The 15083-nt window shown below is 34.7% G+C and carries 19 protein-coding genes; 2 read left to right on the forward strand and 17 right to left on the reverse strand.

The features are described from left to right. The first annotated feature begins 91 nt into the window (after positions 1-91). Both AC1Z3K_RS15880 and AC1Z3K_RS15885 read left to right on the forward strand, forming a co-directional pair. On the forward strand, positions 92-667 hold the full coding sequence (locus tag AC1Z3K_RS15880; protein WP_461733265.1) for a chromate transporter: 576 nt from the start codon (positions 92-94) through the stop codon (positions 665-667). Next, the gene (locus tag AC1Z3K_RS15885) at positions 667-1224 is read left to right on the forward strand and encodes a chromate transporter (protein ID WP_426083556.1); all 558 of its coding nucleotides are present in this window, start codon (positions 667-669) and stop codon (positions 1222-1224) included. Before AC1Z3K_RS15880 ends, AC1Z3K_RS15885 begins: the two co-directional genes overlap by 1 nt. Before the next feature lie 461 nt (positions 1225-1685). Here the strand turns inward: AC1Z3K_RS15885 and AC1Z3K_RS15890 are convergent, their stop codons facing one another. The 17 genes from AC1Z3K_RS15890 to AC1Z3K_RS15970 all read right to left on the reverse strand — a co-directional run. Next, positions 1686-2063: a hypothetical protein gene (locus AC1Z3K_RS15890; protein ID WP_461733266.1), complete on the reverse strand. Its 378-nt coding sequence runs from the start codon at positions 2061-2063 to the stop codon at positions 1686-1688. A 9-nt stretch (positions 2064-2072) separates the two neighbouring features. Further along, a complete protein-coding gene (locus tag AC1Z3K_RS15895; protein WP_461733267.1) occupies positions 2073-2606 on the reverse strand; it encodes a deaminase domain-containing protein in 534 nt (177 codons plus the stop codon). A 196-nt stretch (positions 2607-2802) separates the two neighbouring features. Next, positions 2803-3102, reverse strand: coding sequence for a hypothetical protein (locus AC1Z3K_RS15900; protein ID WP_461733268.1), 300 nt, complete (start codon positions 3100-3102; stop codon positions 2803-2805). Positions 3103-3117: 15 nt separating this feature from the next. After that, positions 3118-3393, reverse strand: coding sequence for a hypothetical protein (locus tag AC1Z3K_RS15905; protein WP_461733269.1), 276 nt, complete (start codon positions 3391-3393; stop codon positions 3118-3120). Between the two features lie 195 nt (positions 3394-3588). Further along, positions 3589-4017: a hypothetical protein gene (locus AC1Z3K_RS15910; RefSeq protein ID WP_461733270.1), complete on the reverse strand. Its 429-nt coding sequence runs from the start codon at positions 4015-4017 to the stop codon at positions 3589-3591. Positions 4018-4028: 11 nt separating this feature from the next. Beyond that, positions 4029-5420, reverse strand: a complete 1392-nt coding sequence (locus AC1Z3K_RS15915; protein WP_461733271.1) for a T7SS effector LXG polymorphic toxin — start codon at positions 5418-5420, stop codon at positions 4029-4031. Next, positions 5407-5799, reverse strand: a complete 393-nt coding sequence (locus tag AC1Z3K_RS15920; RefSeq protein WP_461733272.1) for a hypothetical protein — start codon at positions 5797-5799, stop codon at positions 5407-5409. Before AC1Z3K_RS15920 ends, AC1Z3K_RS15915 begins: the two co-directional genes overlap by 14 nt. 4 nt (positions 5800-5803) lie before the next feature. Further along, positions 5804-6055: a DUF3130 family protein gene (locus tag AC1Z3K_RS15925; RefSeq protein WP_461733273.1), complete on the reverse strand. Its 252-nt coding sequence runs from the start codon at positions 6053-6055 to the stop codon at positions 5804-5806. 527 nt (positions 6056-6582) lie between these two features. Beyond that, on the reverse strand, positions 6583-6861 hold the full coding sequence (gene cas2, locus AC1Z3K_RS15930; protein ID WP_461733274.1) for a CRISPR-associated endonuclease Cas2: 279 nt from the start codon (positions 6859-6861) through the stop codon (positions 6583-6585). Between the two features lie 3 nt (positions 6862-6864). Continuing rightward, positions 6865-7857, reverse strand: coding sequence for a type I-B CRISPR-associated endonuclease Cas1b (cas1b, locus tag AC1Z3K_RS15935; protein ID WP_461733275.1), 993 nt, complete (start codon positions 7855-7857; stop codon positions 6865-6867). A 26-nt stretch (positions 7858-7883) separates the two neighbouring features. Continuing rightward, the gene (gene cas4, locus AC1Z3K_RS15940) at positions 7884-8372 is read right to left on the reverse strand and encodes a CRISPR-associated protein Cas4 (protein WP_461733276.1); all 489 of its coding nucleotides are present in this window, start codon (positions 8370-8372) and stop codon (positions 7884-7886) included. Between the two features lie 14 nt (positions 8373-8386). Then, complete coding sequence (gene cas3 / locus AC1Z3K_RS15945; protein ID WP_461733277.1) at positions 8387-10609, reverse strand: CRISPR-associated helicase Cas3'; 2223 nt, start codon at positions 10607-10609, stop codon at positions 8387-8389. A 9-nt stretch (positions 10610-10618) separates the two neighbouring features. After that, complete coding sequence (cas5b, locus tag AC1Z3K_RS15950; protein WP_461733278.1) at positions 10619-11383, reverse strand: type I-B CRISPR-associated protein Cas5b; 765 nt, start codon at positions 11381-11383, stop codon at positions 10619-10621. Then, positions 11370-12242, reverse strand: coding sequence for a type I-B CRISPR-associated protein Cas7/Cst2/DevR (gene cas7i, locus AC1Z3K_RS15955; RefSeq protein ID WP_461733279.1), 873 nt, complete (start codon positions 12240-12242; stop codon positions 11370-11372). Before cas7i ends, cas5b begins: the two co-directional genes overlap by 14 nt. Beyond that, positions 12242-13933 carry a type I-B CRISPR-associated protein Cas8b1/Cst1 gene (gene cas8a1 / locus AC1Z3K_RS15960; protein ID WP_461733280.1) on the reverse strand — a complete coding sequence of 564 codons (1692 nt, stop codon included), beginning with the start codon at positions 13931-13933 and terminating at the stop codon, positions 12242-12244. The genes cas7i and cas8a1 overlap by 1 nt, the downstream gene beginning before the upstream one ends. 18 nt (positions 13934-13951) lie before the next feature. Beyond that, complete coding sequence (gene cas6, locus AC1Z3K_RS15965) at positions 13952-14674, reverse strand: CRISPR-associated endoribonuclease Cas6 (RefSeq protein WP_461733281.1); 723 nt, start codon at positions 14672-14674, stop codon at positions 13952-13954. A gap of 275 nt (positions 14675-14949) precedes the next feature. After that, the coding region (locus AC1Z3K_RS15970; RefSeq protein ID WP_461732511.1) for an IS3 family transposase at positions 14950-15083 on the reverse strand (134 nt) is incomplete at its 5' end.

A 15083-nucleotide genomic window follows, 5' to 3' on the forward strand; every position in this document is an offset into this window, starting at 1 on the left:
AATTCATGCCAACTATCATATTTTAGCATTTCACAAATGTCTATTCAATCAATATAATAAAGGGTATACGTTTTAAAGAAAGGGGCATTCTATGACTAAAAATTTAAAGTTATATCTATGGCTCTGTTATGTCAATTTATTTATCAGTACCTTCACTTTCGGAGGAGGCTATGTTGTTGTTCCCATGATAAAAAAATACTTTGTAAAAGAAAAACAGTTATTTACAGAAGAAGAGCTGATGGAAATGGCAGCCATTGCTCAATCCTCTCCCGGAGCTATCGCTGTAAATTTAAGTATTTTGGCTGGAAAACGAACAGCCGGTTTTTTCGGTGTGCTTATTAGTGCCGTAGCTGCATTGATTCCACCTATCGTCATCTTAAGCTTTATTTCCGGATGGTACACCGAATTTTCTGCTAATCTATATGTTGCAGCAGTTTTAAAGGGCATGCAGGCTTGTGTTACTGCCTTGATCATTGATTTAGTTATCGATATGTATCAGATGATTCGAAAGGAACGTTCGACACTTTTGACTTTACTAGTTCCAGGGGCTTTTATCGCCTCATTCTTTTTCAACAGCAACGTTATTTTGATACTGATTGTCAGCTGTATCCTCTGTGTAATAAACCTCTTCATCCGCAGCAATAGAACTAAAAAGGAGGATTTCTGATGCTTGCTCAATTATTTTGGATTTTCTTTAACATCGGTCTTTTCAGTATTGGCGGCGGTTATGCTATTATCCCGCTTATTCAGGAACAAGTGGTTTTTCAACAAGGCTGGATTAGCGAGCGTGTATTTACTGATATTATTACTATTTCACAAATGACGCCGGGTCCACTGGCAGTTAATACCTCAACCTTTGTCGGCATTCAGATTGCCGGCATTCCCGGAGCCATCATTGCCACTGTTAGTACAGTCATTTCAGGAATCGTAATCTCTCTTGTCCTTTATGAATTTTTCAAAAAATACGGCAGCTCCTCCTATGTCCTCAGCATATTGAACGGCTTGAAGGCATCCTCGCTAGGTCTCATTATCGCTGCAGCCGCCACAATTGCTTTACTGACTTTTTTCGGCACCTCTACTTATCAGGAGATTGATTGGCTAAAGGATATTGATTTCGCGGCAGTCATTTTGTTTTGCGGCTCCCTGTTCTGCATCCGAAAATACAAGCTCAACCCCATTACTCTGATGGTGATTTCAGGCTTGTTAGGGCTGGTTATTTACTAAGTTCACATATAAAATGACTTGCTGTTAAAATTGCTTAAAAGATTTGGATTCACATTACACTATGTTTAGATTAAAACCTTGACCATTGCCTACCACGCAAATCACACTACGTCATTCATATTACACTTAGTAATCGTGACTAGAAATCACACCGAATCAGAGCGGGGCAGAGCTTTTAGAAATCAGTGTTTTCTAAAAATAAAGAATCGTATTGAATCAGATAAAAATTTTAAATGGTAGTGTAATATATACACATTTAAAATCATTCAATAAAAAAAATCAAATCTAAAAATAACAACGGGCGAACAACTAACAGCTTTCAAAACATGAAGGCTGTTTTTTTGTACTAAAAAAGACCGCCCATTATTGAGCGGTCTAAATGCTTTGATTTATCCTTCGATTTTTTTCACTTCAATATAGACTTGATAGTAAAGTGACCTTTTTATTATTCTAATTCATTATTACTCTAATAACATATTCACCCTTAGCTTATATTCTTCGTCTTTATCTATCTCAAAATTTTGATTGCTTAGCAACTGATTCAAAGTACTCATATCTGAATCATAAATAGACTGTTCTTCTTCATTTAAGCCACCAAACTCTTTTAAACTTTCTTGTTTTTCTAATAGATAATCTGGCAGAAAATTTTGATTTAAACTTAAAATCGAAAGATTTACCATAACTGATACGTATACTTTATGACTTTTTCTCATCATTAGTACAGAATCTTCAAAAGTTGCGGCTATTGCTTGACTGGGACTAAACCCTTCATCTTCGATAAAATCTTCATAATCTTTTAAAGTTAATTTTTTTGCTTCTAAATAACTAATTTCACTCATGTTTTTCACCTACTTTGTAAATATATTAAGTTCTATATTTGGATACTTCTTCCTAAACTCTAAGATAACATTTTTACAGCTTTGACAAGGTGGCAATTCTGTAAACAAATCTATCTTACCAGAAATGTTTGGGTCTTTAATTTTTGAAGCTATATCTTCCAGAATCTTAACCTCAGTATCATTATATCTTGGAAATTTATCTATTGTGTATGATTCAAAAATCCTATTTTCCGATGCGGGAGAAAAATTACCTAAATCGGCTCCTCTACTATTTGGTCCATGAATTTTACTATGTGCCATAAACTCATCTGGTAAATCTTTTATTTTAACATCAGCGATAGCCATATTTCCTTGATTTTTCAACTTAGAATTTGGCATTTGATTCCTAATATTATCAACCCTATTTTGGAAATTCTCAACCTTTTGTGCTTTAGTAACTTCACTAACTTTCTCCGCTTCGTTTAAATCGTCCACCTTATCAACAATCTTATAGTCTCCGACATCATTTAACTCGTTGAATAATTTCAGTTCTTTTTCTGTCAACGATACGCCATCTAATGCGGCAAACACTGATTTTAGTATTGGTCCTTCTATATGTACCCATAGGAAAGAAACACTTGGAAGAGCTAAAACAAGCTTTCCAACTGCTTCTTATATATATTGTTAGCTATTAACAACTTGATAAGTGATCTAGTCGGAGCTCCACTATCTGACACTAATCAGATAGCGGAGTACTTTTTTATTTTATCAAATTCCAAAGCTTATTATTTAATGCGCTGATGGATTGTTTGATTTCTATTCTTTTTGAGCTGTCATTATCCCAAACATAAAAATCAGTTAATCCTCCCTGAGGAGGATAAATATTCTCCGACATATTTCTTAACATTTCTTTTTTTTCTGAACTACTCATATCTGAATCTATAATTTCATTTATATCTCTTAATTTCTGAATTTGATAATTGATTTTTCCATTATCATATTTTATTAAAAGTGGTAATAATTGTTGTACTACAGTTTTAATCTCAAGTTCAGTTTCCAAGTAACTCATCCTATCCTACTTTAATGGTTGTTTCCCTAAAACATTTACATTCTCTAAAAGCCATGGTTCTTGAATAAATACTTGATCATTATTCAAGCCTCCTTGGTAGATTCCTCCTTGGGTTCCTACAGGGCCCTTGTAAATTGTTGTACCGGTTGGTATCTCAATCTTATAAACTGTATCTATAGTCGATGTTCCCGTTAAGGCTCCATTTTTATCAAACCATTGAGGTTTTACTGCCGAATTGATACGAACCTCTGCTACTGAATTAGGCGGGGTTCTTTGAACCACTGTCTTTCTTGAGGTCGTAGATTAACTCTAAAACTAGAGAAAGAAACGATAAAACTGAATCGCTTCTTTTTAAATATTAAATTTCTGTACAATAAACACAGCTAGCTATTGGCAACTTGATTAGTGAATTCTAATTTACTAGCCAAGGCTTTACTATCCAATGCCAATCAAATAATAAAATGCCTTTTTATTTAATTATGAAATTTCAGCTTTTATTGCCACCAACTCGTTATTATCTACATAAAAAGTAAGATTCGTAGCAATAACTTTTTTGTTATATGTTTCTGATTCCGAAAAATACAAAACAAAGTAATCGTTGCCTTTAAAAACTTTTGCTATTGAAACTTCTACAGGAACTTCAGTATTAATTAACGGGAACCCATTCTGCATTAATGTTCCTTGCTTCTCTATTAAAAAAATTTCTCTATCTAATTGCTCAGGAAAAATACATTCAATTTCTCCAATCAGTCCATCATCATCTAGCCACATCATCATATTAGTTCCTAGTGGATACGTGTAAAAATTATCATTCATTTTTTCAGTGACAATATCAAAATTCTTTATCTCATCCACATAAGTAACTTCACTCTCTAAGTCTTGTTGTATCTCTTTTTTTATTTTCATATTCAAGCTCCTTACTGTTTGAATTTTTGAGGCCATATTCCAACAACTGTATTTATTTCAGGATTTACAAATATAGAAGTTCCAGTTTTAGGGTTAATGTACTTTACACTACCTGGGGCCGCTGGGACTGGATTAGTTTTTAATGCATCAATAATATCATCAATCATAATATCTTTTCTACCAGACTTGAAAAGAGAATTGTACGCATGTTGATTTAGTTTCGTACCGTCAGGAAATCCATTTTTTAATACTTCATCAAATTGGGGTCTTCGTAAGGCTCTTAAATCGGGGTTCCCATTTGCATTATATATCTTCTCAGCTTCGTTTAAATCGTCCACCTTATCAATAATCTTATAGTCTCCAACATCATTTAACTTGTTGAATAATTTCAGTTCTTTTTCTGTCAACGATACGCCATCTAAAAGCTTATTTCCTAGTCTAACATTGTCTAATAAAGCAAGCACCTTTTTCGCAGACAGTACCTCTAACACCGTCCAAAATCCTGCTTGCATCCATTCACCAAAGGTTAAGCTTTCACCTGTGACGGGGTCTCTTCCTAAAACAACCCTGTACAAGTCATATGCGCCTGAAAACTCACCCGCTACGTTTAACATGTCCTTTAAGCTGTCCTGCATGGATAACCAGACATATTTTTCAGTCAATTCTTTATCATATTTTCCATTCTTATAGACTTTTAGCATTGGGGCTTTGTCTCTGCCCCAATCGACTGTAAACCTAACAGACCTTTTTTCCGGCTGATTCTCATTGAAATCTGTTAACCGATTAAACCAGTCCGCTTTTTTATAGCTTCTAGGGGCGTATCCTTGCGTAGGGGTGAAGTGCTTTTGTGTGCTGATTTGTCTCATACCCGTTTTCAAGTCTGAGATTGTGGATTGTACATCATCAAACACATTTCCATGTTTCGCTTCAAAGTCTCGGTATTTCGTCAGTAGTTCAATTTCTTCGGTAAAATAGCTCGTACTTGAATCTAGCCCGCTCAAGCGATTGGCTAGGTTGCCTAAAACATAGTCCTCAGCCTTCGCCATTTCACTGATGATATCTCGTCGCCTTGCTTGAATAGCTGTAAGTCTTGCCTGCATTTCTTCAAGTTTATCTGTATCCAACTGATTTCTAGGCGCTCCGACTTCTGATTGGAAATCTGACAGATAAGAGGTCAACGTTTCCGAGGTAGTCACTACACTATTCCAAATCCCTTTTGAAAGAGTAGGGTATACATCAAAATAACTTTTTGTGTTCTTCCATGCTGTCCCGTCAAGTTCCGAGGTTTCATTTAGTTCGTTTGCAGCATCTGACACAGCAGATAATGACGAATCTAACCGCAAAGCGACACCATTTAGAGCATTAGCAACCTGAGACAGTTCGGCATAGTCAATCTTCGGCATAATTGTACACCGTCCTTTGCTGTCGTCCAATTTGCTCTTCTAACTCTTCACGTGCGACTTTTGTTTTTCGTTCCTGTTCGTCTAGTTCTTCATATTCTGATTCTAGCATAAAACGGCTATGGCGGGCGGTTTCTTCTCGCTCATGTAACCCACGTTCAGCGTGACTATTTGCTGTCGTACCGTCCGAAAGAAAAGCAATTTCATCTAATAAAGCTAGTTCTTCTTTGTTCAAATGATTGTATTCTTCCATAGCTAAATTTAGATACTTTTTAGCTTTTCCAAAGATTCTTTCTTTTTCCTCTGCTTTCCAGTGTTCCTGCTTTAGCTCATTCAGCCGTTCAAGTTGTTTTTCTTTCTCGCTAACATTCTTCTCATTCACTGAATCACCGCCCCGCTACTTTTTCGTCAGTTCGCTGCAGGGTGGTTGCCAGTTTGACCAAATTTGCGCTGTCTGTGCTTAGATTAGCTGAAAAATTTTGAACGATTCCCGATAAATCAGATAAACACGTTTCTAACCCTGATACTGCCGGACTGGACGAATAAGAGATACTAGCATCCAGTTTCATTGATAGTGAACTGGCGCCAGATAACTTGTTGGCGATTGCTGCTGCTTTTTGTGGATTGTTTTTTAACAAGTGCATCGCTCCCTTTTAGATTTTTATTTAAGCATTATTGTTTGCCCAACCAGCTTTATTGTATCATATATATTTTTTCGTTCAGAAAAAATATGTTCAACACTCTATTTCTTGAATGTTAAACATATTTGTCTACAGTCTTAAAATACAAATGACTTATCATTAGGGTGGTTGGAGCCACGGGTTCACTCTACACCGTGTTTAGATTAAAACTCTAAATAATAATCAATCTCTTTTTCTGATTGTTGATTCACATTACACTTTGTTTAGATTAAAACTTCTTTTTCACTATCCCATTCATAAAAACCACTCGTATTCACATTACACTTTGTTTAGATTAAAACCGGCTCATTTTCATCCCTTGATATGACTGGGCTGACCGGGTCGTTTCTGTCGACCTCATTATTTTCACCTTATTATTTTCTATTTTACAAGAAGAAATTATATAAAGTCAATAATAGCAGGTTTTCTAGCATCTGTCGGTCTCCCCATATTTTTACACTATCTGCGGTCGACAGATTAAATATCTAAAAGAAATTTGAGGTTCGTTCATCCTCTGTCCCCCAAAATTCTTTTTCCAACCAACGTTTATTTCTACTTTTGAACACAACAATCGAATCTAAGTCTTCTCGAATCCATTCTGATAATTCTGCTTCTAGTTGTTTTAACAAGCCTAAACTAAGTTCTCCTTCAAAAACAGATTTTTGAACATGAGAAAGATATTTTTTGCATATCTTAAATACATTCCGAGAAACTCGAGCACCTTTTTCTTCTAAAGGAATATCATAAATCAAAATTATATACATTACTCACCACCAAATCTTAAACCCGTCATATTCTTTTTCGCCCATTAAGTGTTTAATTAATTTATAGCCTTCCAACCGAATCAATCGGCGATAGCTCACATTTCTTCCTAATGAACGATGCTTAATCGTCTCTTCCAAACGATTTTGAAAAGTTTTTAAAAATTTTTGTTGCCCAGCTGGTTTCATATAACAGAAATTAGATTCTTTATCAAAATCCTTCTCTGTAATTATATTTTTGTTTAGTAATGAAAATATCATTCGATCTACTAGCAGCGGTTTGAACACTTCGGCAATATCTAAAGATAAGGAGAATCTTCGCTCACTGGCACTGTGTAGATAACTGATTGTAGGATTTAATTGAGTCACATACAGTTCGCTTAAACACACTGTATACATAAATGTATTAGCATAAGAAATTAGCGCATTAATCATATTATCAGGAGGTCTTTTTACTCTTTTTTCAAATTCAATCTCTTGATTGATAATGATTGACCAACTGGAATAATAAAGCTTTCGAATATTTCCCTCAATTCCCATTAGCTCATCTACAGCTTTTGTTCTTTGAATTTGCTGCTGAAAACTCTTTATTTCAGTAATATGCTCTTCAAGTTTTTTCCCTCTCTGTTGGTAATAACGAAGATTTCTAAGAATATTGTGTGCTGCAGCCTCAATAAATTTTTGAGCAAGTAGTACTCGTTTTGATTCATCCGTATAATGGCTAACCTGCTGAATAAGTAATTTTCCAGAAACATGCTGTTCTCTAGGATAGAAACTCCCAGTGTAGTAACCATAGTAGTTAAATAAATGTACAGGAATTTTCTTCTCTGATAAATAGTTTAAACACTTCGTATTGGTATTTACTTCACCAAACAAATAGACATCTCTTGTAGTTTCTATTTTTAAGTCCTTAAAACGACCATCCTCAGTAGTCAGACGAACAACATTGTCCTTACGCCTTAAATTCCCACTTGAAAATAAAAAATAACTTTCCGGCATGCTATTCTCCTCTCATTTTTTCTATATCAGACAAAGCAATATTCATAATAGGCACATTTTTTACAAATCTTATTTCCAACTAAGACTTCTGGTATTGACGATTCTGTAATGTTCTGAATTTCAGATAAAATTTTGGGGATTTCTTTTTTATCTTCTTCTGACAATATAACTTCTTTACGAATTTTCAATTTCGGATAATCTAAAATGCCTTTTTCAATTGCTACTCCTTTTTGATCTAGATAATAGAGATAGTATTTTACTTGCCAGTTTGCCGCTTCTTCCATAGCCGCACTTTTCTTCACTTCGTGTAAAATCTGCCAGTTCTGAATAAAGTCCACTTGAATGGTCTCATCAATTAAAATATGTTTCTCCTCTCTCGAGTAACTCGCCTGGTCTAAAATTTTACCTAGTTGAACATTTTCGTTACCTGACTCAAATTGAATATAATTGGCAAATAGCCATAGTTTACGTTGACAAATATAGTAATAAGAAAACATTGTTCCAGTTATCTTCACGATAGAACCTCTTTCTAAAAGAAAAATTCTTCTTTTTCTGGTTTAATCAGTGTTACTCCCATCTCTTTACTATAAGAACAATTCAGTATCGGTATAGTTTCATAGTTGTTAATTTCTATAAAATCCACAAACATATCATAATCTAATAAATAGTCAGGTAAATCAACTTTGTACTGGCTTAATTTGGCACGAGCTTCCTTTTTCGTCTCCTTTAGTGTTTCTCTTATCTCTATTGAAGCTTCTTTTTTATTTTTTCGTTGCAATACTTTCACCAATTCATCTATGGTTTGTTGATTTTCCTGATACACAGGTAATGGAATTAAACTAGTATTGTGAATATTACGAAAGATTTTTTTGACTTGAGCTTTACTCTTTTCGTTTTCATAGAGTACATCCAAATACTTTAAATTATCTTTTACTTCTTTATAAAAATTTGATGTCTCCACATTATTCGTTGTGAATGTTTTTTCAATTAAGTTCATTTTTTCTTGTTCCGATAGTGGTCCAGAAAGCTTTTCTAGGGCTTCCTTGGATAGATCAAAGAATTTTTTATCCGCCACAAATCCAATTCCTGAGCATAACTTCTTACCACCGTCAAAAATAAACACATTTGTTCCACTATTTTTATGCCATACCCGTTTTCGATAGCAGCGACCCATCCTCTGAAATAAGCCGTTCAAGTCAGTCAATTCCGTCAGCAGAATATCAAAGTCAATATCCAAAGATGCTTCAACTACTTGAGTAGTTACCCAAATCCCTATTTTTTTCTCACCTTTTGCAGGAATTTTACCAAAATTGAATATTTCTGTTTCCTTATCTCCTCGATCTTGTTTTATAAACTGACTATGAAGGAGATGAACTTCCTTCGGGTTTAACTTCTTCTCTAATTGTTCGTAAATGCTCTTTGCTTTTTTTATCGTATTGCAAATTACTAGTACGCGATTGTTCTTATATTTCGAAAGAATGGGCACTACATTTATCTCTTCATGAAAAACTTCTATCGAATGTCGAAGCGGCAATTGCTCATCAATAAACGGCGATGCAGGCAGCCCAAACTCTAGGATATTTTCATTTAATAAATCGATTATAAAGGGCGGCAGTGTAGCAGTTAAAATAGCAAACTTTCCACCATATTCAGTGATATAGTGCAACCCTTTAATCAAATAAGCCAACAAATCTGCTGAATACATCTGAATCTCATCCACAATTACTTTAGAATAAGACAAAGTTGCCAGTTTCTGTTCGTATCCTCCATAGCGGTAAACAAAATCAAACACTTGATCTAGTGTACAAATTGTCAGAGGTAATGACCATTGCTTGGTTCGATTTTCATACTCTTCTATGTGCGCGTCTAATTGTCCCTCATTTAATCGAAGGTATTGATTAAAGGTTTCTGAGTGCAGCAAACCTACGCGTTCTGTTACCCGTTCTTTAACAATATCTGCTTGTATCCGTTCATAAATTGCATTGATTGCCGCCCGTAAAGGTAACGTGAAAAAACCTTTATTGTTACCTAACCATAGCAGCCCTGCTTCTGTTTTTCCCATCCCAGTTTGAGCAACCACAACTACATTCTCTTCTTGAGAGTCCAGCATATATTCTTGCAATGAATTCCAAGTATAGTTCAGATTCTCCATACTATCGGTTAAAAAATCATTAGGATATTCTACCAACTCATGCGCACTTGCTGCATGATCAATGCGATTGAGTAAACCTTTAAGCATAACGTATTTAGGATAGGATTCATCTTTAGCTGTTAAGCGAGTTCCTAACTCATAATACTCACCTCTTAATTCTTCTGAGGACAGGGTATCCAGCCCTAAAAGATGGCTGGGAAAGTGACAAACTACTTCTGCTAACTCCTCAATCTCCCTTTCATATTGTTCATCAGTGATTTTAGAGAAGTCTCTTTCATGATGACAGGCAATTGCATAAGCAAGTGCCTGGATATCAGAAGGAGAATATATTAACTCTAGTTCATCCTCTGGAAGAAGTGCTGCACTCAACAATCCATGTGGTACTTCACCAGAAATTACTGAGCTATTTTTTTTAACTTTCTCTTGAAATTTTAAGTTTATTTTGCCTAAATCATGGTAGCAGCAAGCCAATTTAAGTAGTTCCCAATCGATATCGATAGTAGGATATAATTGTTGTAACCTTGTCAAATTTTGTAACAAATTCTGAGTATGCTCTATTATCGTTTCTCCATCTGATTTTGCAAGATAATTACGTTCCATAATCAGCTCCTAATCTACAAATACAACACTCGGGTTCTCATCATCATCCATCTTAATCTCTGATTTTTTCCAAATAGAAACATCTGACATATAAATCACTTCTTTTTTTGCTTTCCATTTACGAAAAATTTTAGGAGATTTCTCAGTTCCGTGGTTAATCAACTCATAATCTTTTGTTAGAAAGTATCTAGTTCCTTTAAACTGTACTCCTGAAACCTTTGATTTTTCGCTTGTTTTCTTTTCATTTACCCAAGAAATTGGTACATATGCAGCATAATCTTTCGATAATTTTATTTTCTTTATTAATTTCTCTTCATGAATCCCTACTACTTTGATTTCATTGATTGTGACCAAGTCCTCCCGTCTCCCTAAACTTGGATATTCTTTTGGAAACAGAAAAGCCTGTTTTATTTCTTCAACTAACGACTGATTTTCAGGAATAATATGAATAATCATCTCTACATCAACCAGCAGTTCAGCTGTAGCAATCCCTTGTCCTACACCATAATCGCCCACCTTGATTTGATGGCGTGCTTTATCATATTTCATCCCATTATTAAATTCATAGCGAGTATAAAGATCATTTACCTTAGAAAAATACTTCCCTTGAACACTGATTTCCATTGGCTGATATTCTGTAAAGCCACATAATGAATGAACCATACCAATTACTGTGCTATAAGGTGGCAGGGGATAAGTTTCTTTCAATTGAAAGCTTGTCGCTTTCTTGTAATTCACCATATTCTGGTAAAGTTCTAATTTAATTGCTTTCATAGTAATTTTTCACTTCCACTTTCAATGCTTCAAAAAATTCCGGCATTGTCACTGCATGCAGCTCTGATAGAATTTCTTTATCATTAGTAAACTGCTCTTCTACCAATCCACATACTGTATGTTCTTTGATATTTGGATAAAGTACGCCTTTAATTTTATTGACCAAAATTTTATTTTCTTTTACATCCACAACATTCTCAAAAACTGGATTTTTAATATCATAGACACCACCAATAACAAAAAGTGGTTTCAAATCTTCTCGACGACCACGAATATCACGGTATAAAAAGGCAATCGTCTCTAACAATTTATAAATGCGCCGTGCTTTCTCCTCTGCACCAACATCAATCCCGTCGACTTCATCAACACCAATTTGATCTAAGTCAATCGCCACTGTATAGCGATAATAAGAGCGATGAATTTCAGACTGTGCAATGTTCATATTCTCTTTTAAACGATCTGCCAATCCTTTATTTGTTAGGAAATCTGTATCACCCTTATACGTTTCAAGTGAAATCGCATTCGATAAGCGAACCTTTGCAGAGCGTTTTTTACCAGCTGTTCCTTTCGCTGTCTTCAGATAACCAAAGAAATCCAATTCAGGAAAATTATGGATTGTCGTATCATTTTGAAACTGAATTACTTTTTTGTCTCCGCTGCCTTCGGCGCTAACGGTTGCTTCGGCCTCACCTAACTGCTCAATAATGTTGTAGCGCAATGCTTGTCTGGAAATATACGTATACTGTTCGCCATTATCTCTGGAAATTTTCTTTAAAGAAGCGATGTTTCCTAAGCTTTCTCCATAATTGGCACTTTCTGCTTGAAAAATAATTGTCATTGTTAATCCTTTAGCTTTCATTAATTCTTCTCCTCCTTGTTTTCTTCTCCAATAATGCCTGCTACAAAGGCATATCCGATGGTTTTAAATGTCTCGCCATTATCATCTTCGAACATTCGAACAAACCACTTTGGTACTTGGCGTTTCTGATATGAATAACAATTTAATAAAACATCCATGAAACCATCTCGATTGTTAATTTTTAATGCGTTTAACAGCTTATAGACAATCCCTTCGACTTTACGATTATTTTCATAAGCCTGTTTGAAGTACCAACCAGCTCTTTTAATTTTTTCTAACTCTTCTTGACTTAGCTTTTCCATTGAACTAATCCCTCCTAAAAATTCCTGATTGATTTGAATAACTTGCTGAATATGAAAGACACCATAATAAAGATTTGCAACGTGTGTCGCTTTATAGAGCAATAGTTTGTGAATGAAGGTAAAAAGATTTTCGCTATTAAATAGCTTCTTGATAACTGTTTGATAAAGATTTACTTGTAAGTTTCCATCCTTAAACCCTGTTGGCAGAAGTGTATTCAGCGCTGTCTCAGAATTAGCCAGCACTTGTAAAATTTCTCTCGACAACAATGTAAAGCGATAGGTTTCATTTTCAAAACGGACGACCTGTATATCAGCTAATTCATGATTCACTAGTCGATTTTTCTCTTCACCCAGCGCTTGTATCAACGCTGCATATACATTCGCTTCTCTTTGCATTTTTGAGTTCAGTTGAAACATATCTAATTCTAAACGTGTTCGGATGGTTCTTAAGTTTTCGATGGAGGAATTAGCATTCACAAAAATCCCTTGGTTATAGACATAAAGAAACCCAGCAGGTACACAAGCATAAATCAACTTACAAATAGGACATAATGCTAAATCATTCATGTGATTCCATGCGTGAGAGTTTTTTCTTTTCGTATCAAAGCCAGTTGCTACTAAAAAACTAAAGGTATTGTCCAAATTTTTAATAGGTTCATCACATGTAGAACAGTGAAACTTGTATTTTTCTTTTTCTGCTTCTATATACTCCAAGCATGGCGCAACATAATAGTCGTGAAAATCCTTATATACATTCTTTTCTTTTGTCTGCGGATTTAATGCTGATACTCCATCCCAGCCATTTCGAATGACCGTATACAATACATTTTTTGCACAAACATGTTTTCTTACTTCTTTATCTTCAAAATAAGCAATGATAGCTTTTATCATTGAAAAGCGTTCCTTCACCTCTACTAAAATTTCCGATTTTTTATCAGCAAATGTTTCTTTTCCTTTCAGCTTAGAAGTCGTTTTAAGCTCTTTTCCCAGATTCTCAATATCTGTTTGGTTATCTACAATCGGATAAATCGATTTATAGCTATTCGCCTTGATGTAGTATTTTGCTATTTTAGTTATATAATCATTTAATTCTTCCAATGCTTTTTCATCGAAAAATTCAAAACTGCTTTCTTCATAGCTTTTGATTTTTTCTTTGTACGATGTAATTTTGTACCAAGAGGTAGTTTTTTCATAAAGATAGATAAAATAATTAAAATAGTCATTTTCAAACTGCCTGAGGATGCTCGGATTAAAATAAATTTCCTGATCAGAAATTTCTATCTCATCTATTTTCCCTGCATGTTCCATAATATTTAGAAAACCGATAATTCCGCTGTTGAACTGCCACTCTGTCAATGGAATTCGAATTTTTGCTTCTAAACCCTGCATTACTTTTCCTCCCTTCTCTTAAACTAATTCACACATACCAAAACCGCTCCCTGTCAATGAACCCACTCCTGACTGCATTAGATAGTTCAATAAATGCGGCTTACCTTTTAAATAAAATTGCCCAATCGAACATTCAATTTGACGTTCATAAAACCGAACGACTGTCTTTTTCATTTTTACTGGTTCAAAGGATAATTCTTCAATATCATGTTGAATATACTCACCTAGGATTGGTACTAGCTTAGAAATCATATTCCGCTTTATAATTTCTAAAAACTCCAAATTTTCAAAGGAATAATACCAGTCTTTATTTGTTTCCTTATTATGATTTCTACAAACAATCGGAGATAGCGCTTTCAACAATATTTGGTCTTCAATCACAACTGCTTGATGAACTATCTGAACATCCTGAACATGCAGTGTCACATCTTCATCCCACAAGTTTTCTTTCTTTTTCAAACTCATCAAGACATTGTATAAATAGAAACCTAGCTCAGCATTTGCTGTAGAAAAATTTAAGATAACTTGATTGTTCGTTAGAATTATTTTTTTCTTCTCAAAAATTGCCTGACCGAAATAAACTGAAAAGGTATAATCCTTCACTGTATTATTTCCATACAATTCTTGATACTTTTCAGGTGCGGTCTGCTCAAACCCTTTTTTTAGCATTGAAACAACTTTTCGATGATAATCAATAGGTACGTAATTTCCAGAAACCGTGCATACCACTTTAAAACGCATTTTTTTACCTCCTTTATTTAATTTTATATCATAAAGTTACCATTAAAACTCTATATAGTAAATATTTTTATTTTTAGATAAAATAAAGGGACTGTGACATTAGTATGCCTCAGTCCTTTAAACCCGGATAAACGGTGTTTCAGAAGTAACTTCTTCGACAATAAGGCGGAAATTCGCAAAAATTTGTAGAACAATTTTCGGAATTTCCGCCTTATTGCTTGAAGCTGAACACTTCGGCACTGACCCCCAAAAGTGAGAGGGCAAAAGAGAGGCGATTAAACGGTCTGTTTTCGATAGGCTATCGGTGATAGATAACCCAACTTCCGTTGAATTCTATGGGTATTATAATTCTTAATGTAATTTGTGACAATATCTATTACAGTAGTGGTAGAGTATTTTGGCTCTATGT

The sequence above is a fragment of the Enterococcus sp. LJL128 genome, assembly GCF_056924295.1.

Excerpts from the sequence above, each read along its gene's own strand:
- AC1Z3K_RS15910 (WP_461733270.1), bottom strand. The coding sequence starts at position 4,017 with ATGAAAATAAAAAAAGAGATACAACAAGACTTAGAGAGTGAAGTTACT.
- cas5b (WP_461733278.1), bottom strand. The coding sequence starts at position 11,383 with ATGAAAGCAATTAAATTAGAACTTTACCAGAATATGGTGAATTACAAG.
- cas7i (WP_461733279.1), bottom strand. The coding sequence starts at position 12,242 with ATGAAAGCTAAAGGATTAACAATGACAATTATTTTTCAAGCAGAAAGT.
- cas3 (WP_461733277.1), bottom strand. The coding sequence starts at position 10,609 with ATGGAACGTAATTATCTTGCAAAATCAGATGGAGAAACGATAATAGAG.
- AC1Z3K_RS15890 (WP_461733266.1), bottom strand. The coding sequence starts at position 2,063 with ATGAGTGAAATTAGTTATTTAGAAGCAAAAAAATTAACTTTAAAAGAT.
- cas8a1 (WP_461733280.1), bottom strand. The coding sequence starts at position 13,933 with ATGCAGGGTTTAGAAGCAAAAATTCGAATTCCATTGACAGAGTGGCAG.
- cas2 (WP_461733274.1), bottom strand. The coding sequence starts at position 6,861 with ATGTATATAATTTTGATTTATGATATTCCTTTAGAAGAAAAAGGTGCT.
- cas6 (WP_461733281.1), bottom strand. The coding sequence starts at position 14,674 with ATGCGTTTTAAAGTGGTATGCACGGTTTCTGGAAATTACGTACCTATT.
- AC1Z3K_RS15880 (WP_461733265.1), top strand. The coding sequence starts at position 92 with ATGACTAAAAATTTAAAGTTATATCTATGGCTCTGTTATGTCAATTTA.
- cas1b (WP_461733275.1), bottom strand. The coding sequence starts at position 7,857 with ATGCCGGAAAGTTATTTTTTATTTTCAAGTGGGAATTTAAGGCGTAAG.
- AC1Z3K_RS15915 (WP_461733271.1), bottom strand. The coding sequence starts at position 5,420 with ATGCCGAAGATTGACTATGCCGAACTGTCTCAGGTTGCTAATGCTCTA.
- AC1Z3K_RS15885 (WP_426083556.1), top strand. The coding sequence starts at position 667 with ATGCTTGCTCAATTATTTTGGATTTTCTTTAACATCGGTCTTTTCAGT.